This is a genomic window from Proteiniphilum sp. LBM24028 (assembly GCF_056629195.1).
In genome coordinates, this window is the sequence record NZ_CM152817.1 from 2,699,538 (window position 1) to 2,724,481 (window position 24,944).

Sequence of the window (24,944 nt, forward strand, 5' to 3'; positions counted from 1 at the left end):
TATATCGGTTTGTCATTAAAACTTTTTTTCAATCATTTTGCCTACTTTGCGTCCGTCTTTCAGGAATCCCTGGGTACGTATCACGTTCCCCCTGTTCACCGTAAGCGAGTCGGAATAGAGAGGAGAGCGACGGGTGGGCTCTTTTCCATCCAGCGTGTAATGGATCCGGGCTTCGGGGTAATCGATGCTGAGGCCTACTTTTTTAGGGAAGTCCGCCTTCCGGTCAAAATGGAAAAGGACATTATAAAATGCTTTGCTGTAGTTAATCTTTTTGCTGTCGAGCCGTTCGAACTCCTTGAGCATGCGTGCACGGAACCAGTTCCAATCCTTCTCTTCTTTCGCGCACCAGGCTACTTCAGACATGGCCACCGCTCTGGGGAAAGCCATGTATTCGGCTCTGCGCGGCGTTTGTGTATATTCTGTCCAGAGTGAACCCTGTTGTCCCATGACATAGGGGTGTTTTTCTTTGGCCAGGGTATCGGGTATGGGATAGTAGTGGTATACTTTCTCCAGGGGCAAAAACAGGATCATCGACAGCTCTTCCGTATCGGGATCCTCCTGATAATAGTCAAGATAGCTCCATCGGTTGGGAGTCAGGATGGTACGCATGTTTTGATGAACGGCTCTCATGGCCGGCGCATGTCCCCTGTATGACATTACTACCGTTTCCGGAACTGCTCCGCCATCCAGGATTTCGTCCCACCCAATCACGGTTTTTCCTCCCTTTTCTTTCAGGAACTTTGCCATACGTTGAACAAAAAACGTTTGTAACTGATCTTCGCTCTCCAGTCCCAGCACCTTCATCAGATCCTGACAGCAAGCACTCTCCTCCCAGCGGTCACGCGGACACTCATCGCCCCCAATATGATAATAGGGCGAGGGGAAGAGGTCGAACAGTTCCGAGAAGACCTCTTCAAGGAAACGGAAGGTAGTAGCTGTAGGGCAAAAGATATCTTTTTTTACTCCCCAGGTTGTAGCCACTTCGTAAGTTCTTTCCGGGAAGCAGGACAGCTCCGGGTAGGCGGCGATGGCGGCCGTGGCGTGTCCCGGCAATTCAATTTCGGGTACCACGGTAACATATCTTTTGCGGGCATACTCCACCACCTCTTTCACCTCCTCCTGGGTGTAAAAACCACCGTGCGGCGTATTGTCCCCCTCCTTTGTATTGCCTATCGGGCTCTCTCTTCTTACCGATCCTATTTCGGTAAGCCGGGGGTACTTTTTGATCTCAATCCGCCAGCCCTGGTCTTCCGTGAGGTGCCAGTGAAAGAAATTTTGCTTGTGCATGGACATGACGTCAATCAATTTCATCACCAATTCCTTGGGCATGAAATAACGTCCTACGTCGAGCATCAGGCCCCGGTACGGGAACCGAGGCGCATCCTCTATCTCACAGCAGGGAACGGCCCACTTCAGGCCCTTCACCGCTGTTTCACCGTAGATCTGCGGCGGCAATAACTGGTAAACCGATTGCACCCCGTAGTAAATGCCGTGGGGAGTGGAAGCCGTGATGGTGATTTGCTCCCGGGTAACACTGAGGTGGTACGCTTCATCACCCATCCCTTCCCTTAGGGTAAGCACTATGTTATTGTGTACCGCTACCGGCGAGGTGGAAGGACTGACCCGAAGGTCCATGCCGGAACATCTCTTTACCCGATCGGCAAAGTCTGCCGCTATCTCCTCTATCAGCTTGTCCTCTTCGGGAATGAGGATTACCGTATGTCTGTTTATCCGAAATTCGCCGGCCATCGGTTTCAGAGACTTCGGTTTAGGAATGATCCCGTACCGGATGGGGTCGTTTGCCAGGGCAACAACAGACAAAATAAGGGCCAGTAGGCATGAGATTATCTTTTTTATCATTTTCATGTTGATTTAATCCACTATATCATTCACAGTTGCAACGATAGCTGCCTTATAGGCCGCCGGCATCTCATCGGAAAGCGGATAGAGGGCTCTGATGTATATATGCATCTGCTCTCTCTCATATTCGTATCCATCACGTTGATAAGCATGCTTGCTTGGAAAATAAGAGTTTTGTCCGTTCGTGTAACCGATAAAAAGCAGGGGAGTATCGGGATAGTTCGCACGAAGCATAGTCTGGTATTCATTGAATGGTTCTCCCTGTGAGAAAAAGAGTATCAGTCCCCCTATATTTACACCGGCTATTCCAACGGGCAGGTAATTCTTTGCTTCGCCGCTCCTGATTTTTTCAATCATGGCTGCCCGCCATCGTTCTACATCGTCTTTCCAGGTACCGAATGCATTCCACTCTTTTATTTCATCGGCATGCGCGTTAATGACCTCCGGAGTGATCTCGGATGAGCGGAAGGGGAGTTCCACAATCCGGTTGCTTACACGGAGCAAGTTACTTTTTTTTAATCTTTCGATCCGAATATCCCGTGCAGCATCTGCCAACTCTTTACCTCTTACCTGGGTGTAGGCGGTGTCTGCTCTCAGCTCTCCACAGGGATTCACATTGCCGGCAGCTCCCGAAAAGTAGAAAAGGGTGCTCCCCCACTCTTTGGAGAGTTTTTCCACGGCAATACCGGGGAAATCGGTAGAGACCACCAAACTACGGTGATTCAGACTTACCGGGTGGCAGGCAAAATTGAGGAACGAGGCGATACGTTTCCCTCTCTTGTCGACCAGGTGAATCAGATAGAGCGTGTGATCGCACGGCCCCTCCTTTTCCCGGCGGTTGCAATTGATAAAGCATTCCCCTTTGCCGGCTTCCAGGGCGAAAGGAACAAAAGCTTTTTTGTTGTTGGCCGTTTCAATGGCATTCCTAACTACAGTTTCACGAAACTTTGCCGCGAATGCATGATTCGTTCCCCCTTCTTCCACGCTACTCCCACTCACCCGCGGGGCAGAGTGGGTGTGTGTAGCGTGGATAAAGATATGTTCGCGCGGGATGTCGGTGTGCAAAGCAATCTCGTCGCGCAGTTCATCTGCCAGGCTGATCGGTAGCTCCATCATGTCGTTAGAGATAATACAGATCCTTGCCGAATCGTTTTCAATGACGATGCAACGCGTTTTCAGGGCGCGGTGAATGGAGGCCGACAACCCTTCGCGCGCGGCAAATCCGGCCAGCACCACCGACCCTTCCGGGGTGATATCGGCCACGCCGATATTGCACCGCAGCGGGTTGGGTGTCGAGCAACCTGTATATACCAACAGCGTCAGGAGGGGAAAAAGTAGGTAAGCACGTATCATAGGAATCACTTCATTATTCTGTTCAGTCGTAATGCGGATTTTGTACAATCACGCCCTCGCTTTTGGTGTACTCATCGCGTGGGATCGGCATCAGGTAGTGCTGAGGCAGAAAAACACGTGCTCCAAACTTAGGCAGGCAGTTGCTGAAATCGGGTTTTCCGCCGTTTCCTTTTTTGGCGATCTTCCAGTCGATCCGGTCGTCGCTCAGGTCGGCGGTTCCGTTGTCATGGCGAATGCCCCTTATTCCATAGATCATGATACTTTCATATATCTCTGCCAGCTTCCAGCGACGCAGGTCGAAATAGCGCTGGTTCTCAAAAGCAAATTCTATACGGCGTTCCTGGATCAGTTTTTCTCGCATCGCGTCGACAGAGAGAGAGTTGGGAACATGGGGCATGCGTACATCGGCCCGATCGCGGATTTTGTTGATATATTCCGCACAAACTGTCACGTTCCCGTTGTACTCCAGATTTGCTTCTGCATATATCAGATATATTTCGGGCAAACGGAACCACGGATACATCAACGTGGCATTTTCCGATTCACTCACCGGGGCGTCATCAATCAGCCATTTACGCAGCCAATATCCGGTACATTGGTTTGCTTCGGCCTGAAAAGGGTCGTTGTTTTTAACCACGGTATTGGTTGGCGCCGGTTGACACATGTTCAGCGTATAATTCATGTAGGTAGTTCCCGGAGGCAGGATTGATTTATAAAATCTGGGGTCACGTCCGCCCCATGGATCTGCCGGGTCATATCCCGAACCTTCTTCAAACGGTTTTTTCCCGGTGGCCGCCATTTCGTAATCACTGACCATATTTTCAACGGGGGTACAGCTCACCCAGCCACCAATGCTCCTGGCAGGCGCGTAAAAAAGCTGCGCCAGCTTCCCTGAAGTAGGGAGAAAGTATCTTGCCCAAATAACCTCTTTGGAGTTGCTGTTGCTCCAATAATCGTTATATGTGGGTGCAATCTCATATGCTCCCGTATTGGCCCGGTCAATAAGCTCTTTTGCCGCGTCGCGCGCCAGTTTCCATTTCTCCTTGCTGTAAGTCCCTTTAAATATGCTCCCTGACGGGTCGGCAGGATCATTAAACAGGGGACTGGCAGCAAACAGGCAGGTGCGTGCTTTCAATGCCCTGCACACGTCGGCACCTATTCTACCCTTGACAGCAGGTTTGTCTGGAAGCAGTGCAATGGCTTTGTCCAGATCGGAAATCACAAAATTGACGCAATCATCATACTGATCCCTTTTCAGGTTATACTGCTCGCCCAGTTGAAATACTTTTTCTATAATCGGCACCCCGCCATATCTCGCCAAAAGGTTGGAATAGGTCCATGCCCGGAGAAAATAAACCTCTCCCTTGAGTTGTTTTTTCACCGCTTCATCGATGGGCGCATCATCTACCCGGGAAAGGAAAAGATTCATATCGCGGACATAAGAGAATACCCGTGGCCACAAATTAAGAAAGGTCATTCGCGTGTTATGGGCAGGGCCTCCGTCTGCCTGAAAAATCACATTATCGGGATTCAGTTCGCCACGTGAAATATAGTTTGTGGAAGTGCCCCCGTACCGAAAGAACGCCTCATCGGTAATGGCGGCCATGGTACCCTCGGTGAAGGGATGTGGCACCACATTATAGAGTGCATTCACATATTGCTCCATAAGAGCCGCGTTGGTGAAGACCGCCTCCTCCGACAGCTTATCCAACGGTTTCCGATTGAGGAAATCGTCATTGCAAGCGGTGAAGGTTATAATGAGAGCCAATACCAAATAGGGTATATTTTTTATCATGCGATTTACATGAGCGGGCTCCTGTTTCATCTTATGCCTGTATGAAAATGATGTAGATACTCGTTTCATATTCATTTGTTGTTTAGAAAGTTAATTTGACACCGGCGTTGAAAATCCTCAGTTGCGGATAATTTTGCGTTTCGCTGCTATTGCTCTCCGGGTCTACTATTTTAAGTGTGTCGAAAGTCAATAAGTTGTAACCGCCAATATAAACACGCAGGTTGTTCACGCCGGTTGTACCCCCTAACAATCTACCGGGAAGGTTTACGCCCAGTTCAATGTTTTTCAGCCGCAAAAATGAAGCATCCCGGTGCCAATAGGTAGAGGGATAGACACCGGCATTATTGATGGCGCCTCCCACACCGGGTTTATTGGCGGTTGGATTTTCTTTCGACCAGCGTCCCTCGGCAATGTCACGCATGATATTTCCCTCGGCAGGGTCAATGCGTGGCGTGACATAAAAATTGGCCCGTGCCTGTCCCTGGAAAAGGAGTGAGCAGTCGAACATTTTATAGCGCGCGTCAAACGACAAACCATACACAATTTCCGGTATGGTGGAAAGATCCGTTCGCTTCCTGTCTTTACTGGTAATTATATTGGGATCGGAAGGATTGGGGTCGTTCCGTTTGAAAATGAAATCTCCAAGCACTGCACCTGGTATTTGCGGATATTTTTTCAAATCCTCCTCCGTCTTATTGATTCCGATCACTTCATACAGGAGCCGTGCTCCCATGGGACGCCCTTCCTGTTTCAGATAATCATACCCCTCACCCCAAGGGACTTCGTCCATGTATACAACGCTGTTTTTGACATAGAGGAAGTTGCCGGACAGGTTATATGTAAAGTTGCCAGATTTTCCCATATGGGCAAGTTGAAGTTCAATTCCTTTGTTGTTCACGACACCTATATTTTCATCGGGAAGGGAAGTCAACCCCGTGTAGGAGGGTACCGATGCATTTCTCGTACATAAGATGTTGCTGCGCTCTGTTTTGAATACTTCTGCTTCAAATCCCAGTTTCCCCTTCCATAAGGTTCCATCCAATCCGATATTGTAGGTTTTGGCTACTTCCCAGGTTACATTCACATTGGGTAAAATGCCCGGATAGATACCGTTCACCTGTTTATCACCAAATACTTGCGAGCGACCATACTTATAAGTTGTCATAAATTGATACTGGTCAATTTTGTCATTTCCCTGTTCTCCATATGAGGCACGAATTTTCAGGTTGTCGATAAGCGGAAGGCTATGTTTTATAAAATCTTCTTCGGATATCCTCCATCCTACCGATACGCCGGGAAAAAGCCCCCATCGCTTATTTTTTGGAAAGTTTTCGGAGCCGTCGTAACGAAGAATAAACTGGGTCAGGTATTTCCCTTCGTAATCATAGGAGAGGCGTCCGAAGAATCCTCTTCGTGCTGTTTCCGATGCCGAGCCGGTATTATCATAATAAGTTTTGTCCAGGTCACCTGCGAAGAGTTCGTCAATTGCATCTTGTGAATATTGGTTCCGTTCGGCCTGAAGGATGTCATTCCGTGAACTGCTTTGTTCAAACCCTATCATAGCTCCCACGTTGTGTGCCATGTTAAAGGTCCGCTCGTAATTGATGGTACCATTGATTGTCAACGCCCAGGCGGGCACGTACCTCTCAAGCAGCTGAGGAGTGACTACGTCTTGCGACTTGTATTGATCGTATTCCTGGGTGGTTTCATTATACAGGTAGTAGGTATAGGGCGTTTGCCATCTTTTTCTAAAGGAACTGGTGTTATCGTAAGCCACGCGCCCCATGAGCGACAATCCCTCCACCCATTTGCCCAAATCCCAGTCTGCCGACAGAGTGGTGTTCAAGCGCTGCAGGCGGGTTTTATTGTATCCGGTGCGATTGCTGACCAGTGCGACCGGGTTGCCTCCCCCGGCAAGCAATCCATTGGGATAATAAGCAGCCTGGGTAGGAAATCTGTCCCTGGTCCGATAAAAAATACCGTATTCATCACTGGGGTATGCAGAATAGTGTTTGTTTTGTATCCGTGCCGACACGTCCACTCCCACTTTAAAACCTGAGGTGACATTCACGTCGGTATTCGATCGTAAATTCAGCTGGTCATACCTGGTAGCGCTTTCGCGGTAGATACCATCCTGCGTAACAGCACCTAAAGAGACAAAATATGCCACCACATTGGTTCCCCCACCAAATGAGAGATTGTATTTATGCTGGAGGGAAGCCGGTTTGATGATCTCTTTGAACCAGTCGGTATTGGGATAGAGAATCGGATCCGATCCGTCGGAGAATTTCTGAATCTCCTCCGCCGTATACCGGGGACTTTGTCCTATCTTGTCGTTTCGTTCGTTGTACAATTGGGCAAAGGTGGGGGCATCTACCATATCCAACAGGCGGGTGGGCTGTTGGATTCCCAAGTCATAGGAAAATGTGATTTCCGGTTTTCTTTCTTTTTGTCCCCGCTTCGTGGTTACCAAGATGACACCGTTTGCGGAGCGCGACCCGTAAATAGCGGCAGAGGCATCTTTCAAGATGGTGATGGATTCTATATCATTCGGATTCAAAAAGCTGAGCGATTCCCGCCCTGGAACGCCATCAATAATTATTAAAGGAGAGTTATCTCCTAATGTACTGCGACCACGAATAAAAATGGTGGTTGCTTCTGCACCCGGCTCGCCACTCCGGTTGTTGACAATCACCCCCGGTGTACGTCCTGCAAGCGAAGAGGAGATGTCTATCGAGGCACTTTTCTGGATCTCTTCTCCCGATGTGCTTGTGACGGATCCCGTTAGTGTGAGTTTCTTCTGGGTTCCATACCCAACAACCACCACTTCGTCCAGCGCCTTTGTATCCTCTTCAAGAATAATATTGAAAACCGTTTTGTTCGTGATGTTGATGTCCTGTTCCAAGTATCCGATATAAGAAATATGAATCACGACGTTCTCCGCTACATTCAGCCGAAAACGCCCGTTGATATCGGTTACAGTTCCGTTGCTCCTATCGTTTTTTTCTATCACATTGGCCCCGATGATGGGATGCCCGTCCGTGTCAGTGACCGTACCAGTAATCTCCCTTTTTTGTTGTTGAAGGAGAGAGATCGCTCCAGTGATCAATTCGTTGCGGTTTTCATACGCCATTGGATAGCTGCTAAAGCCCGTGTGGGCTTTCATGAAAAAAACAGGTAAAAAGAAGTAAGCAATAATCAGACTGATGAGTTGTCTTATGCATACCTTATAGGTTAATCTATTACCTGATGAGTTTACTTTGTTCATACAGTTACGTTTGTTTTAGTGAGTGACTTTAAAACTTACCGCCATTTATTTGCGTTTATATGCGTTTTTTATTTATATAATATTGCAAATATACGCATATACTGATGCATAAATAAAGAAAAAGGGAAAATAATAAAAATATTAACATAATATAACTTTAACAAAAAAAGGAAAATGAAAGGGGAATTCTGTCTTATTTGTGTTATAAAGTGAAATAAGATTAAATTATATTTGTTATTACAACTGCAAATGGATAACAAATATTAACGATGTGTTATTTATTTTTAAGCTTATCAAGTGGTCTCTTTCTTTATCCTTCTTGACAGTTGTAGTCCTAAAATAGAAAGGTAAGAAATGGATAGGAAAACGATACAGATTGGAAAGTGTGTTGTGTTACATGATTTTGATCTGTTTTTTATATTGGGAAAGTTCTTTATCTTTTGGATCCAGTTCGGTAATTAAATAGCTGATATTGCTCAAGTCGGCCACTTTGTATCGTTTCGAAATATTCAATTTTTCGGAAATTGACAGCAATGCCGTTTGTTTCGCCGCTTTTATCATTGCCTTATTCACTTGCACAGTCTCCCAATCGATATCAGTAAATCCATTATCAATTGAAATGGCATTTACACCCATAAAACAAATATCACATTGAATCTCTGAGATTTCATTGATAACGCTTGCTCCCGTATGTATATTGGCATTTTTATTCAACTTACCTCCAATGGTATAAACGTCGATTTTTTCATAGTCAGATAAAGTAATGGCAACTTGAGGACTGACAGTAAAAATAGTAAGATTCATATTTTTAGGAAGTTGAGTGGCTAATTCTAAAATAGTGGTTCCTCCCTCAAAAAGCAAAATCATATTATTCTGTATCAGACCAAGAGCTTTCGAAGCAATTATTTTCTTTTCTTCATGTGCATAAATACTTTCATCAGCCATAAAAGGACGGACAAGCGATTTACTGATGGCCCCCCCATGTACCCGGATAATTCTATTTTCGTCCGAAAGTTCCTTTAAATCTCTTCTAACAGTATCCTCTGAAACATTTAATAATTCACTCAAGTCAACAGATAATACAGTGTTATGAAGATTTATCTCCTTCATAATAATTTTATGTCGTTCTTTTTTTAACATAAACATCAAATTACAAGAAACAAATAAAAAATATCAAGAGTAAAATTACATGAATCCTCACTCACCTCCAAACAGGTTAAATAAAAATCACGCTACTTAAGGGGATTCATCTTCTACTGAACAATCCTCTTTTCTTCTTCGGTTCCGGCATTCCCGATGAACCGGCCATGATCTGCAAAGCATTTCCCTTATTCACGGTGGCATTCACTGCGTTGTAAATTACCCCCCAATCAGGCAATCCGCCCAGGTTACGGTCGTCAATAAACAGGTCTGCCCCCAGTTTGCGGGAGGCTTTCTCTCTGTCTTCCCCCGGGTGATTGGCATTTTCTGCGTAAAAATAGAGCCCCCGTTCGGCGCAATAATCTATTGCCTCCTGCAACAACTGTCCCTCACGGACTGTCCAAAGTATCAGCTTGTGGTTGTCTTTTTGTAATTGGAGGAGCGTCTCAATGGCGAACGGGATTGGCCTGCCTATGGCGGGATATTCGTGTTCGACGATGGTGCCGTCGAAGTCTACTGCTATAACCATTTTTTCTAACTTTCGATAATGTTGCTGTAATGATTTGCAAAGATAGAAAAAAAATGGCGGAAAGGGGGAGCCTCTTTTTGATCCTCCCTTATTCTCCGTACATTTTGCGGTAGTAGTGCTGGTAATCGCCACTGGTCACACTGTCAAGCCAGTCCTGATGATCAAGATACCAACGCACGGTTTTTTCAATGCCTTCCTCAAACTGCAGGGAAGGTTCCCAAGCAAGTTCGTTCCGGAGTTTTGACGCGTCGATGGCATAGCGCAGATCGTGGCCGGCACGGTCGGTAACATAGGTGATGAGCTTTTCAGACGCTCCCTCTTCTCTTCCCAGTATCCGGTCAACGGCCTTGATAACCACTCGTATCAAATCAATGTTCTTCCACTCGTTACCTCCTCCAATGTTATACGTTTCTCCCACCCTGCCGCGGTGAAAGATCAGATCAATCGCCCGGGCGTGGTCTTCCACATAAAGCCAGTCTCTGACATTCTCTCCCTTCCCGTAAACCGGAAGCGGCTTGTTGTCACGAATATTATTGATGAAGAGCGGGATCAGCTTTTCCGGAAACTGATAGGGTCCGTAATTGTTGGAGCAGTTGGAAAGAACAACTGGCAGGCCGTAGGTGTCGTGATAAGCCCGAACAAAGTGGTCGGACGATGCCTTTGAGGCGGAATAAGGACTGTGTGGATCGTAGCGAGTCTCTTCCGTGAAGAGCGTATCATCAAAGCCCAGAGAACCGTACACCTCGTCGGTAGAGATATGATAAAACAGCTTCCCGTCGTAGTTTCCTTTCCAGGCTCCTTTGGCTGATTGTAATAAATTCAGCGTTCCAATCACGTTTGTCCTGGCAAAAGAGAAAGGATCTGTGATCGACCGGTCTACATGACTTTCGGCAGCCAAATGAATCACGCCGTCTATTTTAAGTGTCTCAAAGACCATCTGCATGGCATCGAAATCACAAATGTCCGCCTTTATAAAGCGGTAATTCTGCTTCTCCTTCAGATCCTTCAGATTGGAAAGGTTGCCGGCATAAGTGAGTTTATCAAGGTTTATAATCTCATCATCAGGGTATTTATTGACGAACAGCCGGACAACATGTGAGCCGATGAATCCTGCCCCTCCGGTAATTAATATGTGTCGCATAATAATGGGTTATTCATGTCTTTTTCCGATAAAATGATGTCATCTGCCGAGAGATGCCAGTCGATATCCAAACGGGGATCATTCCAACGTATGGCCCTCTCGTGCTTAGGAGAATAGTAATTGTCACATTTATACTGAAAAATTACTTCATCACTCAACACGGCAAATCCATGAGCAAATCCCCGGGGTATAAATAACTGTAGTTTATTGTCTTCCGATATCTCCAGCGAGAAATATTGGCCAAACGTGGGAGAGTCTTTCCTGATATCCACAGCTACATCGAGCACACGGCCTTTTACCACGCGCACAAGCTTGGCCTGTTCAAAGGGAGGTATCTGAAAATGTAACCCCCTCAACACTCCGTATTGCGATTTGCTCTCATTGTCCTGCACAAAATGGGTTTTGCATACCTTTTCCTCGAATTCTCTCCAGGAAAATGACTCAAAAAAGTAACCCCGTTCATCCTCAAAAACCTTGGGTCTTAGTATTGACAACCCCTCTATTTCCGTTCGATTCACTTCCATATGCCACCTTTCAATTCTCTTCAATAATTTGAATATAATTCAATTTCCTTGGCCTGACTCCACCAATTTCAACAGATACTCTCCATACTGGTTCTTTCTCATGGACTCTGCCATTCGCTTGAGATCATCATTTGAAATCCATCCGTTGTGCCAGGCAATCTCCTCGAGACATGATATTTTAAGTCCCTGTCTTTTTTCCAGGACCTCAATAAAGGTGGATGCTTCCGAAAGTGAATCGTGGGTACCTGTATCAAGCCAGGCAAATCCTCTTCCAAAACGTTGCATTCGCAACCTGCCTTCTTGCAGGAAGGACTGATTTACAGAAGTGATCTCCAGCTCGCCACGTGCAGAAGGTTTTATCTGTTTTGCAATCTCCACAACCTGGTTCGGGTAGAAATACAATCCCGTAACTGCCCAATTCGACTTCGGCGCGATTGGCTTTTCTTCAATAGTCAACACTTGACCTTTTTCATCGAACTCAGCAACGCCGTACCTTTCGGGGTTATTTACAAAATAACCAAAAACCGTGGCCAATGCATTATTTTCTGCTTCTTCGACTGCTTTTTTTAACAAATCGGGGAAGCCGTTACCGTAGAAAATGTTGTCACCCAATACCAGGCTGACAGCGTCGTTTCCAATAAATTCCTCCCCGATGATGAATGCCTGTGCCAGTCCGTCGGGACTGGGTTGCTCCGCATAGGTGAATTGTACGCCATAATCGGTACCATCACCCAACAACCTCCGGAAAGCAGGCAGGTCCTGAGGTGTGGAGATAATAAGAATGTCTCTTATGCTCGCAAGCATTAATGCTGAAATGGGATAATAAATCATGGGCTTGTCAAAGATGGGAAGCAGTTGTTTGGAAACCCCCTTTGTAATCGGATATAATCTTGTACCGGAGCCTCCGGCTAGTACGATACCTTTCATAATTATTTCGTTTCTTGTTACTCGCTTCGCATTATTTGTGCCATGCGCGTTGGTTACTGTGCCAGAGTTAATTATTTAGCGCATCAGATCGGGACGAAGGCGTCTAGTACGTTCTATCGACTGTTCATGGCGCCATTCCGCAATTTTTCGCTCATGACCCGAGAGAAGTACTGCCGGAACTTTCCAGCCCTTATACTCTGCCGGACGGGTGTAGACAGGTGGTGCGAGCAATCCGTCCTGAAACGAATCGGAAAGCGCCGACTGCTCATCTCCTATGGCACCGGGAATCACTCTTACAACGGCATCGGCAATCATGGCGGCAACCAGTTCTCCACCGGTGAGCACAAAATCACCGATCGAGATCTCCCGGGTGACCAGATGTTCCCTTACCCGGTAATCGATCCCCTTATAGTGTCCACAGAGTATAATGATGTTCTGCATCATCGAAAGTTCATTGGCAACGGATTGAGTGAACTGTTCCCCGTCGGGCGTAGTGAAAATAACCTCATCATATTTACGCTGAGACTTCAGAAACGTGATGACCCGGTCGATCGGTTCAATCTGCATCACCATCCCCGCTTCCCCTCCAAAGGGATAATCATCTATCCGTTTGTGCTTATCGAGTGTATAATCACGAAGGTTATGAAGGCCAAAATCAACCAGTCCCTTATCCTGGGCCCGCTTCAGAATGCTGTTGTGAAGGGCCCCTTCTATCATTTCCGGTAAAACCGTAATAATATCAATCCTCATCATTTACGATTTTCAATATTCGATTACATCAATAAAATTTTCAATATGAAAATCTCATAGCCAAATATCAATTAACACCAAAAATAACAGAAAAAAGTATCAATGCAAAATCAATTTCCCGTGGGGGCTGTACTTGTTCCTTGCTGCGTGTTACCCTCTCCCTGCATCACATCTTCGTTGCTGATGCTGCGCTGCACCTTCTTCATGGATGTTTTCAAGTCGCCAAACCGATATGTCACACTAATCCGGAAATTTCGCATTGGGTTCATGAACTCGCTCTTCTGGGTAAACCCCACACCAGTGGTGGTGGAGGTAAATGCCCTGTATTTTGAAAATAGATTTTGTATGTTAAGGGCCAGGTCAAGTTTTTTCTCCAAAATGCTTTTTTGAAGACTAAAAGAGTAAAAATAGAAAGCCGACTGTACCGTCTGCAACTGAATACGGTTCAAAAACAAACCACCATTGGCACCCACCCTGAAATCCCCGGGAAAGGTAAAGGTCAATCCGCCAAATGCACGTCCTGAGAAACCACTGTTCTTCAATTCACTGTTTTCTGTGCTTTGGATATCGGTATAATTCAGACCTCCATTCAGATAGGTGCGAATCATCTGGGTTGGCGTCCAGCTCACGTATACATTCGTTCCTACTGTATGGTTTCGCCCGATGTTGGCGTACGTATTGTGGGTTACCCCATTCTGCACAAAGCTGTAACCGGTAACGGCATTTTTTGCGAAAGCGTAACTGAGCGTGACATTGAAGTTCAACTTTTGTGAAAAGGAGCCATAGTTTATGTTGAAATTGTGCTGCTGCTCCGCATCGAGTCTGGGATTTCCATAACTGATATTGTTGGGGTCCACATCGTTGACATAGGGATTCAGGTACCATATTCCGGGACGCGAGATACGCATGTTATAGCCCCCGCGTAATGTGTTTGTCATTCCGAGCTGGTAGGAAAGTGTGGCGGAGGGGACCAGATCGAAAAAACCGGTTTGTATAATCGTATCCAGGTTGTTACTCATGAAGTGGATATTCTGTTCAGTATTTTCAGCGCGCAATCCAAGCTTCATTCCAATTTTACCCGTTTTATAACCATAGCCGGCATATCCGGAGGTGATATTCTGGGTATGCTCCAGATCGTTTTTTCGGTCCGGATCGGGCTTCCAGGTACCCTCATTCACATCAAAGAAGGTATGATCGGTCCAACTTGAGTTATCTCTGTAAATATACTTTAATCCCGCTTCCACACTATGTTTTCCGTTCAACGGATTCACATAGTCCATCTGGCCTGTGTGTTCGCTTCCACCGGCATCATTTGCACTTTTTATCCGATGTCCATCAAGGTAATAAAACGAACCCGTCACATCATCATATGTACTTTCATATTCACTGTCGTTGGGATTATTCTCGAACCGGTATGAGGCGGTGAGCATCTCACCCTTCTTTTTGAAACTACGCTGGTAGTCTGCCGACAGGTTCATTCCGCCAAACTGATTCATACTCTCATTGCGTGTTTTATAGCTATAGGACCGGGCACCTGCGGAAAGAGCTTCCTGCAGGTTTAGCGAATTGAATTTTCCTCCAAAGCGGGAGGCCGACAGGTTGAAGAGATTTAACGTATCCGGTTCAAAACTGATTGATCCGTTCAGGAAGAGCCCGCCTCCATCGCTTTTATTGGTACCGTTGAGGGTGAGGGTATTTTGTGGATTCGGAGTATATTCTTCCCGCATGAAATCCGATTCCGACTCGGGCCGTTCATGATGGAAGTATCCTGCGTTACCGGTAAAACCAAACTTGCCGTATTTTGTAGCCAGATAAGCATTCCCTCCGTAGCCTCCGAAATTATCGCCATTAGCTCCTACAGAGCCGGAATAACCATCATCGGCCCGTTTGTCGGTAACAATATTGATAATGCCGCCAACACCTTCGGCATCATATTTTGCTCCGGGATCTGTAATCACCTCAATATCCTTCACACTGTTTGCCGGCATGCTCTTGAGCACTTGTGAGGGATTTCCGGAAATCATGTTGGAAGGCTTTCCGTTCAGGTAAATCTTAAAGTTCGAAGATCCCTTCAGCTGAATCTCATCTTCGCCGTCCACTGTAACTAACGGTACCTTACGCAACAGATCAAGCACATTGGATGTGGATGATTCGGGATCGTCCTTGGCACTATAGGTAAGTTTATCAATCTCCACTTTCACCAGTGGCCTCTGTGCGGTGACCTTTAACTCGTCGAGTTCCGTGGCACTTTCCGTGAGGGAGACCTCTCCCAGCTCCAGAGGATTTTGTGCAGTAGTGACTTCAACCCTCTTCGTTAGTCCATTCATTCCCACAAAATGAAAGGCAAAGAGATATTTTCCGGGCGACAAAGTGGTGGCGAAAGTTCCATCCTCCCGCGTGGCAAATTTCTTAATAGCGTTAGCGGGGGTAGCTTCCCGGGAAACCGAAATCGTGGCATAAGGAAGCGGATCACGATCGGCAGCTGAAACCAGCTTTCCATTCACTGTCACATTTTGTGCTGTTAAACTGAGCGATAATAGAAAAAAGAATAAAATCAATGCTTGTTTCATTGTGGTCTTTAATAAAAATTTCGTGCATTCGGAAAGTTAAAAGTAAATATAATTTCGACTTGTTTTTTTGAATTATTTCATGATTATAGTTATTTAACAAAAAAGGAACAATTGGCTTTGCTCAAGTGTCAGTTTTTAATTTCCTGATGGACAAAACCATACATTTGCCTACCTTTGCAGTAAGATCTTAGGTCATCCAAACTTTTTGTCTAATTTTGCAAAAAAACATTATGACATACATTCTGTTGGCTATTACGGCAGGGATTGCAGCCGGTTATCTGTGCAGGAGACAGACCATCGTGAAATATACCGGTTCTTTGTTGAGCGTGGTGATCATGCTCCTGTTATTTCTTCTGGGCATCTCTGTCGGAAGCAACAATCAGGTTATCAATAATTTTACTGCTATAGGACTGGATGCTTTTATCCTGACTGCCGGAGGAACGCTGGGAAGTTTGTTCGGCGCGAAATGGGCATACAAGAAGTTTTTTACAACGAAATGAAGCAATCCTTTTTATACCTCCTTCTTTTTTTCGCGGGTGTGCTGCTTGCATTGTGGGGGTTAATTCCTGAAACACTTCTGAATAGCGACATTGCTACCTGGGTACTTTACGGGCTGCTTTTTCTGGTTGGCATACAGATCGGTTCAGGTAGAAACATGTTTGCCGTGCTGAAACGTTTTGGCTGGAAGATACTGATGATACCGCTGGCAACCACAGCGGGAACTTTTGGCGGTGTGGCACTTATGAGCATGATCATTCCTGAAAGAAGCCTGACCGATTGCCTGAGTGTGGGGGCCGGCTTTGCCTACTATTCACTGTCGAGCATTCTCATCACTGAATTCAGGGGAACTGAACTTGGAACGGTGGCTCTGCTGGCTAATATCATGCGTGAGTTCAGTGTCCTTATCCTGGCTCCATGGATGGTGAAATATTTTGGAAAACTGGCACCCATCACAGCCGGCGGAGCTACTACGATGGATACGACCCTGCCGGTAATTACCAAATATTCAGGCTCGGATTATGTGGTCATTGCCCTCTTTCACGGGATGGTCATCGACTTCTCGGTACCGTTGTGGGTGAGTTTCTTTAGCAGTTTGTGACAGTAAGACAATAAACAAACCTCAACAGTAAAACGTTAGTTACTAAACAAGATATATGCGGGCACTCATTAATGCTTTTATAATTCACGTTACACTAAACATTCTGGTCTTCCTGAAAGGATGGCATGCCTTTGATGAAAAAAAATGGGCACGCATCCTGCTTTCGGTAGTCTTTGGAACGGAACTGGCCGTGTACTCGGCCGGGTTGCTTTTCTTCCGGGTTATTCCCGACCCTGTCACCCAGTTTATCCGGGTCATGGGTACCAGCTGGATGCTCTTTCTGTTTTATGCAGGTGGATTATGGCTTATCACTGATCTGATCTACATTATCATAAGAAGAATACAGCAAAGACCCTGGCATTTTAAAGATCAGTCCCAAAAGTACAGGATCATTACATTTTTGCTACCGGTTCTGGTTGTATCAGGCGTGATGGGATACGGTCATTACAGGTTCATGCATCCCGTGGTGCAACAGGTACCCATAACTGTACATAAGCATGCAGGAAACATTGACTCTCTGCGTATTGTCATGGCGGGCGACCTGCATTTGGGTTGGATGATTAACAGGAAACATACCAAACGGTTTGTCGATTTGATTATGGCTCAGAAACCCGACCTGATTCTCTTTGTCGGTGATATCCTTGATTCTCAAATTGAGCCGATCCTGGAAGAGCGGATGAATGAAGAGTTGTCACGTCTGACTGCACCCCTGGGCGTATATTCCTGCACCGGCAACCATGAATACCGATATGATGCGGAGGAGAAAATCCGACTTTTAAATGAAGCCGGAATCATAATGCTGCGTGACTCTGCCGTATTGATCGACAGTGCCTTTTATGTGGTGGGACGTGAAGACGAGGTCGTTATTCACCGACAACCCACGAAAAATATTTTTTCCACACAGGGCATTGACCCTGCCAAACCGGTGATTGTACTGAATCACACACCGGATGATCTGGACGAAGAAGTTCAGGCCGGAGCAGATATTGCGCTGTACGGACATACACACCACGGCCAGGCCTTTCCGGGTAACATTGCCACACAAATTGTCTTTGAAGTGGCACACGGATACAAGAAAAAAGGGAATACACATGTATACGTTACTTCAGGTATAGGGCTGGTCGGACCACAATACCGTATAGGCACTGTATCAGAGATAGTGATGATGACGGTTAAATTTGAATAACCTGAAAAATATTACCCTTCAAAGGTTGTCTACCGCCTTCTCGAGATGTACCGAATGGGAACCTTTTAACAGGATATAATATCCCGTGAGAGGGTCCTCATTTAACGACTTTATCAGCGCCTCCACATCTTCGAAAAAATGATAGGTCGCATTGGCAGGTATCAGCTCCCTGAAAATGTCTCCTACCAGATAAACCCGGGCGTAGGATTGTTTTTGTAGAAAATCTAACATCCTTTGATGCTCAACCCGGCTGATCTCGCCCAACTCCTTCATCTCACCAAGGATGACCATTTTTGGCAATGAAGAGGGAACCGTTGTGAAAAATTCAAGCGAGGTTTTCATACTGGTCGGGTTGGCATTGTAAGCATCAATAATCAAATCGTTCCGTTCGGTACGTTTGAACTGAGAACGATGGTTCTGCGGCTCATACTCTTCCAGTGCGGCACTTATACGCTCGGCATTGATTCCGAAGAACTTGGATACCGCTACGGCGGCTATCGCATTGTCAAAGTTAAACTCACCCACCAGACTGGTCCTCACACGGTAGGACGCGTCGAAGAAGCTCCAATCGAATTTCAAAAAAGGTGTTGCATCGGCAATAGATCCGGAAGCAAAGAGCGTAGGATCATTTTTTCCATAAAGGATACGATCCATACCTTCCGACAATTCATACAAAATCTGATTGTCTTTGTTTACGAAGACCTTTCCTTCATGTGCACGAATGAAGTCGTACAATTCTCCTTTGGTTTTAATTACGTTCTCAAAGGAACCAAAACCTTCAAGGTGGGCTTTACCCAGATTAGTGATAAGGCCGTAATTTGGCTCGGCAATCTCGCATAACTCTCTAATGTCGCCCGGATGATTGGCACCCATTTCAATGACCCCAATTTCATGAGACTTATTCATTGACAAGAGTGTAAGCGGCACGCCAATATGATTATTGAAGTTTCCCTGGGTATAGGCCACCTTGAATTCACGCGACAATGCAATGGCAATAAGCTCTTTGGTTGTAGTTTTCCCGTTTGTTCCGGTAATGCCGATAATGGGAATCCTCAGCTTACGACGGTGATAATTTGCCAGCTTCTGCAGCGCAGTGAGTACGTTGTCCACTACAATAATACGCTCATCAGCAGGTTCGTATTCGGGGCGCTCATCCACCACAGCGAAGGCGCAGCCGGCCTCCAGGGCTTCATTTGCAAAAAGGTTACCGTTGAACCTCTCTCCCTTCAGGGCAAAAAAGATTGAGTCTTTGGAACACATGCGTGAGTCGGTTGTCACGGAAGGGTATTTGCGAAAAATAGAATACAGATCTGCTGTTTCCATATGGAGATGACTTGTTGCCTTGTATGTTAGATAATGACAGGATCAGAAACCCAGCTTAGCGGCTATTTCGGGCGGAAGAGCTTTCTTGTGCAGCACGATGCTGACAGTTTTATAACGTATGAACGGATCGGAAGCGTACCATAAACCATCATATGGGCCGATTTCACCCCATGAATTTTTCACCATGAAGAACTTCTTTCCACGCTGATCCTTTGCAATTCCATAAATTTGCATTCCATGATCATCGGTCGTAGCATAATTATCGAATGCCGACTGACGCATCTCCTGTGTAATTTGCTTTTCTGTGAGGACTTCACTTCCTACCCGCATCCTGAGGTTGGCATCCCGTTCACGACTGGATAATCCCAGCCATCTTGCTTCGTCAGATCCCGCATTTGCAGCAGACAGCTCATCCGGAACGACGGCAATTCCATCGCGAGAGAACCCTGTCTCACTCACATCAGATGCCCACGCAATTGTGTACCCTTTCATGAGGGCATGTTCCATCACTTCCATCAGCTCCTCCACCGGCAGGTTATAGGAGGTTGCCCAACGCCAGTTATCGGGTACCTCAATGGCGAAAGGCTTATAAAAAGGATGATGGGCAAAAGAGGTGAGAGAAATATAATCATCCTGTTTCAATCCTAGAAATGCGGCAAAAGAATGTGGCGTATATTCTTTGCCCTCATATGTAAATGTTTCCGGCACACTGCCAAGATAGGTATCCAGTATTTTTGAGAAACCATCAAACCAGACAGGAGAGAGGCTCCGTTCACCGATAATTCCATCAACATACCCTTTCAGCACCTTATCTAGCTCACCATGATCATGTTTTTCGGAACCGTAGTTGAGTCCCGTATATGCGTCTTCCGGTATGATACCGAATTCTTCAATGGTCTCTATCACATCGGCAAATGAACCGCCGGCAGAAAAATTCAGATTGCCATGGAGACGTGCATATTTTTTTGCCTTGTCTTCGTAGTTTCTACGAACAATATACATCTCCGAAAGGTCAAACACTCCCTTTCCCATGCGGATAAGTTCCGATTCAAGCATACCTACACCCGAAAAGCTCCAGCAGGTACCTGTGCTGGCTTGATTCTTAACCGGAGTAATCGGATTCTCCCTGATCACTGAAAATTTATAGCCGTTTTGTGCGAATGAAACAATGGCTGCCAGCCACGCAAAAATGACAATAAGGCTCCTCACTTGAAACATATAGTATCTATTCAGCTGTTATTCAATCAATTGAAAACGCTCGACGTTTGCTTCGTTCGGCAAAAATCAAACATATTTGTTGTTCGCAAAGATAGTTTTTTTTGTGCGATTTACAATGGTGGAATACTTTCAAGGGGAAGATGAATTTACTACGATGACACCTGATCTTGAAATAAAATTTCCGATTTTGTATAATAAACCTTTTTTGGGTTATCTTTGGATGTCAGTTATCCTCACTTCAAGCAACAGTTTCTGAGAAGACTAATGAAGGATAATGTTTAAAACAACAGGATGGATTACAGGGATACCGTGTTTCTTTCGGTGGCGGAACAGCTGAGTTTTTCAAAGGCAGCTGAAGTCCTGCACATCAGTCAGCCTGCAGTCTCCCGCCATATCAAAGAGCTGGAGCAACGCTACGATACCAGCCTCTTTGAACGGAAAGGGAACCGCATCTATCTTACAGGGGCCGGAGAGAAGGTGTATCATGCACTCAGGGAGATAGCAAAGCATTATCGCAACCTTGATTTTGAAATTGGAGAGTTGCAGAATGCACAGTCAGGTGAAATCATCATTGGTGCCAGCTCCACCATTGCCCAATATGTGATTCCCCGGGTGATGGCCTCCTTTTACAAGCGTTATCCTCATATTCAGCTGCACCTGATGAACGGCAACTCGTTTGAGATGGAACTGCTGCTGCTTAACAACCGGGTGGATGTGGCGCTTGTGGAAAACCTTTCCTCACAGGGAGGAATTCGCTACCATGATTTCCTGCACGACGAGCTGATCGTGGTAACAGGACAAAACAGCCTTTATGCAGGACGTGGTACGATTGAGAAAGAGGATCTGATGCAGATACCGCTGGTGTTGAGGGAAGAGGGCTCCGGTACTCTGGAGGTGATCAGGCAACTTTTCGCCCGTCACCAACTTCCCTTTGACGACCTCAATACGCCGATTCACCTTGGCAGCACCGAATCGATCAAGAACTTCCTGCTTGATTTCAACGGTCTGGCCATTGTCTCCGAGAAGGCAGTTCAGAATGAGTTATACCTTAAGACGCTCGTCAAACTCCAGGTAACCGGCATTACTTTTCCCCGTGAATTTCGCATCGCACACAAAATCGGACACAAAAGCAGGCTGACGGAACGGTTTGGGCAATATCTGCTGAGCTACAGGTTCTGACCGACCAAAGCACTGTTGCACAATAGAATATAAAAATCCAGATTTATCCCGATAGCGACAGACATATAACCATATGTTATTTAGTATAACTATTTAGTATTTGATTACGTTATATATGATGCTACTTTTGTGCCCAAAAAGTATGAAAGAAGTTAAAACTACAAGCAGATTGCACCTGTCGGATGAAAAAGAAACTCTGCACAACCGGTTGTACGCCATTCTGATATTTCTCTGTTTTTTACCATTTATGTCACCCGCCATCGCGCTCTTTGCAGGACTGCTTTTCTCACTGTCCGGCATCAGGCATGGCACGCTTCATCGCTACACTTCCCCGGTGTTGCAGCTTTCCATCGTACTGATGGGATTCGGAATGAACCTGAGCGAAGTGATCACAGCCTCAAAAACCGGCTTTGTGGCAACCGCCATCTCCGTAATATCAGTAATGCTCCTCGGTATCATGTTGGGGAAACTGTTCAAAGTGGAGAAAAACATCACCCTCCTGATTGCAACAGGCACGGCCATCTGTGGAGGGAGTGCCATCGCGGCGGTAGCCCCGATCCTGCGTAGCAAGAGCTACCAGAATTCATTCGCCTTGATCGTTGTGTTCGTGTTGAATGCCGTTGCCCTCTTTCTCTTCCCGTTTGTTGGCCGGCAATTGGGACTGAGCCAGGAGCTGTTCGGCCATTGGGCTGCCATCGCAATACATGATACCAGTTCGGTGGTGGGTGCCGGAGCAGAATATGGAGAGAAGGCACTTCAGGTGGCCACCACGGTTAAACTGATCCGGGCCTTGTGGATCATCCCTCTGTCACTGATGATTGCCTTTTTCCAGAAAAACACAAATGGGAGATCGGTAAAGTTTCCCTGGTTCATTCTTTTTTTCCTCCTTGCAATTCTTTTTGCCCATTTCTTCCCGGAGCTGCATGTCAGTTACGACCATTTCAACTGGCTGGGCAAAAGGGGGATGGTAATTGCCCTCTTTCTGATCGGATCGAACATCACCCTGGGTGAAATCAAAAGGTCGGGTTTCCGCAGCTTCGTCCTTGGTATCACTCTATGGGTAGTAACTGCTGTCAGCTCACTGCTTTTCCTGATACAGTAGAGAGTGTCACACAAATTGAGAAATAGGCCGGGTATTTTGTTACACTAATTCTATAAAAAGTCAAAAAAAAGCTATCTTTGCAGCAAGAGATAATAATAAAATGGATGACCTGACCCCCAAGAAGAAAAAAAGCCGCAAGGGCCTGAGATGGGTTCTCGGCATATTGATCGTAACACTCGGCGTTTTCGTCTATGTGCGCTACTACTACGTGTTTGGCACGGGTGTAAAATCGGGAGAACTAAACTACCTCGTATACAAAGGGGTGGTTTTTAAAACCTATGAAGGAAAGCTGATACAATCGGGTTTTCGTGCAGACAAGCCGGGTGGATTGCAGTCTAACCAGTTTGACTTCTCGGTGGAAGACGAGGATATTGCAAAACAGTTGATGGTAGCGGGAGGCAAGATGGTACAACTCCATTATAAAGAATATTTTGCAGCCTTGCCCTGGCGTGGCTACACCAAATTTATAGTGGACAGCATTGTAACTATCGAACAAAAAAGGATCGAACATTCCACGGAGGATGAGCTTACACCCTACATTCTGGAATCCATGTGAAAGAACGACAGAATGGCACAAAGCAAATTTTATGTAGTCTGGCAGGGCTTGAAGCCTGGTATTTATACTTCGTGGGAGGAATGCAGGAGGCAGGTATCGGGATTCGAAAATGCGCGGTACAAATCATTTCGCTCGCAAGAAGAGGCTGAACGGGCTTTTCTTGACAATCCATGGAAATATTTGACTATAAAAAAGGAAAGCGGCAAAGCAGTAGGTCCGTCGGACTCCGGAATAATAAAGGAGAGCCTGGCCGTGGACGCGGCCTGCAGTGGCAATCCGGGCCTTTTGGAATATCGGGGGGTATATGTTGCGGACAGCAGGGAGATTTTTCATATGGGGCCTCTGGAGGAGGGCACAAATAACATAGGTGAATTTCTGGCTATTGTACATGCCCTGGCATTGCTTAAGAAACAAAACCAGCAGGTTCCTGTCTATTCCGATAGCATGAATGCCATCAAATGGGTCGCCAAAAAGAAATGTAACACCAAACTGGAGCAGTCGGATAAAAACAGAATACTGTTTGAATTAATTGCCCGTGCCGAAACCTGGCTTCAAAATAACAGCTATCAAAATCCGGTCCTTAAATGGGAAACAAAACAATGGGGCGAAATTCCCGCCGATTTCGGACGAAAATGATCCTACCCGAGAAAGTCCTATCATACTTTTTTTCTTTAAATAAGACTTTTGATTCCAAAAACAATTATCTTTGCTTTCGTAATTGCTTTCAGAGGAATGCTTTTATCTATGAATGAAGGAAAAAGCTTCAGCTTTCGTAAGGAAGAACGTGTTACAGGAAAAAAGAGGATTGAATCCCTCTTTGCCCAGGGCCGTTCTATGATGGCGTATCCCTTCAGGGTTGTATATTTGGAAACGGCTCATCCGTTTACTGTGCCGCTGTCGATACTGATCAGCATCCCTAAAAAGAGGCTCCGTTCGGCAGTTAACCGGAATAAAATGAAGCGACTTGCACGTGAGGCTTACCGGTTGAACAAATATCTCCTTGATGAGATACAAACCGGTAAAGGGACTCATGTCGATGTGGCTTTGATTTATGTAAAAGATGAGGTGAGTAACTTTGACACAGTGGAGAAAAGTGTGCGAAAAGCACTGATTGCATTGAAGGAACAGATCGGCAAAGAACAATGTTGAAAGCTTTAAAGCAACTGCTGACATGGATATTACTTCTACCCGTCTATTTCTACCGGGCCGTCATCTCTCCGCTCACTCCCCCCAGCTGCCGATATACGCCTACCTGTTCGCAATATACGATAGAAGCATTGAAAAGTCATGGACCTTTTAGAGGTTCCTACTTGTCAGCCAAACGCATTTTAAGTTGTAACCCGTGGGGAGGATCAGGTTACGATCCCGTACCGGAGCCAAAACAAAAGCGTAGAAAAGACAAACTGAAGGCAGAGGACAATTAA

At 45.9% G+C, this 24,944-nt stretch carries 22 protein-coding genes; 9 read left to right on the forward strand and 13 right to left on the reverse strand.

Annotated features, from left to right (window positions below):
• Positions 1 to 15: 15 nt before the first annotated feature.
• The 11 genes from AC1HCU_RS10820 to AC1HCU_RS10870 all read right to left on the reverse strand — a co-directional run bounded on the left by AC1HCU_RS10820 (position 16) and on the right by AC1HCU_RS10870 (position 15,857).
• On the reverse strand, positions 16 to 1,860 hold the full coding sequence (locus AC1HCU_RS10820; protein ID WP_480365875.1) for a beta-N-acetylhexosaminidase: 1,845 nt from the start codon (positions 1,858 to 1,860) through the stop codon (positions 16 to 18).
• A 12-nt stretch (positions 1,861 to 1,872) separates the two neighbouring features.
• Positions 1,873 to 3,213, reverse strand: a complete 1,341-nt coding sequence (locus AC1HCU_RS10825; RefSeq protein WP_238867823.1) for a neutral/alkaline non-lysosomal ceramidase N-terminal domain-containing protein — start codon at positions 3,211 to 3,213, stop codon at positions 1,873 to 1,875.
• A gap of 22 nt (positions 3,214 to 3,235) precedes the next feature.
• The gene (locus AC1HCU_RS10830; protein ID WP_480365878.1) at positions 3,236 to 5,077 is read right to left on the reverse strand and encodes a RagB/SusD family nutrient uptake outer membrane protein; all 1,842 of its coding nucleotides are present in this window, start codon (positions 5,075 to 5,077) and stop codon (positions 3,236 to 3,238) included.
• Positions 5,078 to 5,090: 13 nt separating this feature from the next.
• On the reverse strand, positions 5,091 to 8,276 hold the full coding sequence (locus tag AC1HCU_RS10835; protein ID WP_286856380.1) for a SusC/RagA family TonB-linked outer membrane protein: 3,186 nt from the start codon (positions 8,274 to 8,276) through the stop codon (positions 5,091 to 5,093).
• Between the two features lie 393 nt (positions 8,277 to 8,669).
• Complete coding sequence (locus AC1HCU_RS10840) at positions 8,670 to 9,416, reverse strand: DeoR/GlpR family DNA-binding transcription regulator (RefSeq protein WP_480365881.1); 747 nt, start codon at positions 9,414 to 9,416, stop codon at positions 8,670 to 8,672.
• 106 nt (positions 9,417 to 9,522) lie between these two features.
• Positions 9,523 to 9,945 (reverse strand): BT0820 family HAD-type phosphatase, encoded by a 423-nt coding sequence (locus AC1HCU_RS10845; RefSeq protein ID WP_238867827.1) that lies wholly within the window; start codon positions 9,943 to 9,945, stop codon positions 9,523 to 9,525.
• An 88-nt stretch (positions 9,946 to 10,033) separates the two neighbouring features.
• On the reverse strand, positions 10,034 to 11,086 hold the full coding sequence (gene rfbB, locus AC1HCU_RS10850) for a dTDP-glucose 4,6-dehydratase (RefSeq protein ID WP_480365884.1): 1,053 nt from the start codon (positions 11,084 to 11,086) through the stop codon (positions 10,034 to 10,036).
• Positions 11,071 to 11,610 (reverse strand): dTDP-4-dehydrorhamnose 3,5-epimerase, encoded by a 540-nt coding sequence (gene rfbC / locus AC1HCU_RS10855; RefSeq protein WP_238867829.1) that lies wholly within the window; start codon positions 11,608 to 11,610, stop codon positions 11,071 to 11,073. The genes rfbB and rfbC overlap by 16 nt, the downstream gene beginning before the upstream one ends.
• Before the next feature lie 39 nt (positions 11,611 to 11,649).
• On the reverse strand, positions 11,650 to 12,537 hold the full coding sequence (gene rfbA / locus AC1HCU_RS10860) for a glucose-1-phosphate thymidylyltransferase RfbA (RefSeq protein WP_480365886.1): 888 nt from the start codon (positions 12,535 to 12,537) through the stop codon (positions 11,650 to 11,652).
• A 75-nt stretch (positions 12,538 to 12,612) separates the two neighbouring features.
• Positions 12,613 to 13,287 (reverse strand): tRNA (guanosine(37)-N1)-methyltransferase TrmD, encoded by a 675-nt coding sequence (gene trmD, locus AC1HCU_RS10865; RefSeq protein WP_238869516.1) that lies wholly within the window; start codon positions 13,285 to 13,287, stop codon positions 12,613 to 12,615.
• A 110-nt stretch (positions 13,288 to 13,397) separates the two neighbouring features.
• On the reverse strand, positions 13,398 to 15,857 hold the full coding sequence (locus tag AC1HCU_RS10870; protein ID WP_480365889.1) for a TonB-dependent receptor: 2,460 nt from the start codon (positions 15,855 to 15,857) through the stop codon (positions 13,398 to 13,400).
• A 230-nt stretch (positions 15,858 to 16,087) separates the two neighbouring features.
• On the opposite strand from AC1HCU_RS10870, the gene AC1HCU_RS10875 reads away from it, so the two are divergent.
• From AC1HCU_RS10875 to AC1HCU_RS10885, 3 genes are read left to right on the forward strand one after another with little or no spacing between them, the layout of a single operon-like run.
• On the forward strand, positions 16,088 to 16,357 hold the full coding sequence (locus AC1HCU_RS10875) for a LysO family transporter (protein WP_480365892.1): 270 nt from the start codon (positions 16,088 to 16,090) through the stop codon (positions 16,355 to 16,357).
• Entirely contained in the window at positions 16,354 to 16,956 is a 603-nt protein-coding gene (locus AC1HCU_RS10880; RefSeq protein WP_480365893.1) for a LysO family transporter, read from the forward strand. The genes AC1HCU_RS10875 and AC1HCU_RS10880 overlap by 4 nt, the downstream gene beginning before the upstream one ends.
• 55 nt (positions 16,957 to 17,011) lie before the next feature.
• Positions 17,012 to 18,142, forward strand: a complete 1,131-nt coding sequence (locus tag AC1HCU_RS10885) for a metallophosphoesterase (RefSeq protein ID WP_480365896.1) — start codon at positions 17,012 to 17,014, stop codon at positions 18,140 to 18,142.
• Between the two features lie 18 nt (positions 18,143 to 18,160).
• Here the strand turns inward: AC1HCU_RS10885 and AC1HCU_RS10890 are convergent, their stop codons facing one another.
• Entirely contained in the window at positions 18,161 to 19,465 is a 1,305-nt protein-coding gene (locus tag AC1HCU_RS10890) for a UDP-N-acetylmuramoyl-tripeptide--D-alanyl-D-alanine ligase (RefSeq protein WP_480365898.1), read from the reverse strand.
• A 42-nt stretch (positions 19,466 to 19,507) separates the two neighbouring features.
• Positions 19,508 to 20,683 carry a C1 family peptidase gene (locus AC1HCU_RS10895; protein ID WP_480365900.1) on the reverse strand — a complete coding sequence of 392 codons (1,176 nt, stop codon included), beginning with the start codon at positions 20,681 to 20,683 and terminating at the stop codon, positions 19,508 to 19,510.
• A gap of 291 nt (positions 20,684 to 20,974) precedes the next feature.
• Between AC1HCU_RS10895 and AC1HCU_RS10900 the strand changes: the two genes are divergently transcribed.
• The 6 genes from AC1HCU_RS10900 (at position 20,975) to yidD (ending at position 24,944) form a co-directional block, all read left to right on the forward strand.
• On the forward strand, positions 20,975 to 21,862 hold the full coding sequence (locus AC1HCU_RS10900; protein WP_480365903.1) for a LysR substrate-binding domain-containing protein: 888 nt from the start codon (positions 20,975 to 20,977) through the stop codon (positions 21,860 to 21,862).
• Positions 21,863 to 22,004: 142 nt separating this feature from the next.
• Positions 22,005 to 22,964: a YeiH family protein gene (locus tag AC1HCU_RS10905; protein ID WP_480365905.1), complete on the forward strand. Its 960-nt coding sequence runs from the start codon at positions 22,005 to 22,007 to the stop codon at positions 22,962 to 22,964.
• A gap of 100 nt (positions 22,965 to 23,064) precedes the next feature.
• The gene (locus AC1HCU_RS10910; RefSeq protein WP_480365908.1) at positions 23,065 to 23,520 is read left to right on the forward strand and encodes a hypothetical protein; all 456 of its coding nucleotides are present in this window, start codon (positions 23,065 to 23,067) and stop codon (positions 23,518 to 23,520) included.
• A gap of 12 nt (positions 23,521 to 23,532) precedes the next feature.
• Complete coding sequence (locus AC1HCU_RS10915; protein WP_480365911.1) at positions 23,533 to 24,156, forward strand: ribonuclease H1 domain-containing protein; 624 nt, start codon at positions 23,533 to 23,535, stop codon at positions 24,154 to 24,156.
• A 108-nt stretch (positions 24,157 to 24,264) separates the two neighbouring features.
• Entirely contained in the window at positions 24,265 to 24,669 is a 405-nt protein-coding gene (locus tag AC1HCU_RS10920) for a ribonuclease P protein component (RefSeq protein ID WP_321721962.1), read from the forward strand.
• A complete protein-coding gene (gene yidD / locus AC1HCU_RS10925; protein WP_480365913.1) occupies positions 24,663 to 24,944 on the forward strand; it encodes a membrane protein insertion efficiency factor YidD in 282 nt (93 codons plus the stop codon). The genes AC1HCU_RS10920 and yidD overlap by 7 nt, the downstream gene beginning before the upstream one ends.